Source organism: Polynucleobacter sp. 35-46-11, assembly GCF_002281105.1.
The window spans coordinates 1-1,468 of record NZ_NCFJ01000583.1 but is presented as its reverse complement, the minus strand read 5'-3'; the positions used below and the strand labels follow the sequence as shown (position 1 = coordinate 1,468).

The window sequence follows — 1,468 nt, the reverse complement described above, 5'->3', positions numbered from 1 at the left end:
GTTAAATATGGTTTAGTTGCCAACATGTGAAATCTTTCTGTCTCGAATATGTTTTATTTGATGAAAGTACTATCTATATAAGTACTTGAATTATAAGGGGTGTTGGCCGATGTATTCACCAGCTGACACCCCATTTACACCCAACTTACTGATTATTTTAGAAATTCTTGGGCAGCAACAACACCGCTTGCCTTAGGCTTGTAGCCCATCGCGCCCAAACTCATCTCTACTCCACTGAGGGCAGCCATCAGACTGAGCTCATTGCAATCACCCAAATGGCCAATACGGAAGGCCTTGCCTTTAATTTTTCCAAGGCCTGTACCCAGGGATAAATTGAACTTCTCCAGAGCATGCTTACGTAATACATCTGCATCCATACCTTCTGGTGTAGCAATGCAAGTGAGTACTGGCGAGTAACAATCTTTATCTTGGCACTGTATTTCTAAGCCCCAAGCATTCACCGCTTCACGGCAAGCAGCCGCAAGACGTTGGTGGCGAGCAAAAATATTGTCTAAGCCTTCAGCCATCATCATGTCCAAAGCCTCATGTAAGCCATACATCAAATTGGTACTAGGCGTAGTTGGCCAGTAGCCTGATTTATTGGACTCCAAGATCTCATCCCAAGCCCAATAGGCCTTAGACATCTTGTTCGTTTTACTAACTTCAATTGCGCGTGCTGACAAGGCATTAAAGCCAATGCCTGGAGGCAGCATTAATCCTTTTTGTGAGCCCGATACAGTGACGTCGGCACCCCATTTGTCGTGCTCGTAGTCTGCAGAACCCAAACCAGAAACGCTATCAACCAACAGCAGTGCTGGATGCTTGAGAGAATCAATTGCCTTGCGAACTGCGGCAATGTTCGAAGTTACGCCCGTGGAGGTTTCGTTATGAACTACACAGACTGCCTTGATTTCATGACCAGTGTCCTTGCGTAAGCGCTCTTCAATGACAGATGCATCAACACCCCACCGCCAAGTATCTTGACCAGGCTTAGTTACCACCTCAACATCCAAACCAAGACGCTTACCCAAAGCGCGCCACAAATTAGCAAACTGACCGGTTTCATAAAACAGCACCTTGTCACCAGGATTGAGGACGTTAACCAAAGCCCCCTCCCATGAACCCGTTCCAGAGGCTGAGTAAACAATGACTGGTTGCTCAGTTTTAAAGATCTTTTTAATGCCATCCAAAACCTTGAGGCCAAACTGACCAAATTCAGGTCCACGGTGATCAATCGTTTGATAGCTGATTGCCCGCAGGATGCGGGATGGCACTGGGCTTGGGCCAGGAATATGTAAAAAATGACGCCCTGAGAGGTGGTTATCTAGTTTTAGCATGCTGAGTCTCGCTTGGTTTTTGTTGTTAATCTTGCTGGCCAGTGTAAGGTACTTTTTAGTAATTTACAATTTTGTATGCAAAATATTTCCCAAATAAGTAAAAAATAAGCAATTTATAGCGTTATTTAAGT

1 protein-coding gene is annotated in these 1,468 nt (G+C 44.8%); it reads right to left on the bottom strand.

Translation table 11 applies throughout. The annotated features are described in order from the left end of the window. Positions 1 to 152: 152 nt before the first annotated feature. Positions 153 to 1,337 (bottom strand): aminotransferase class V-fold PLP-dependent enzyme, encoded by a 1,185-nt coding sequence (locus B7Y67_RS17845; RefSeq protein ID WP_215302901.1) that lies wholly within the window; start codon positions 1,335 to 1,337, stop codon positions 153 to 155. Positions 1,338 to 1,468 lie beyond the last annotated feature (131 nt).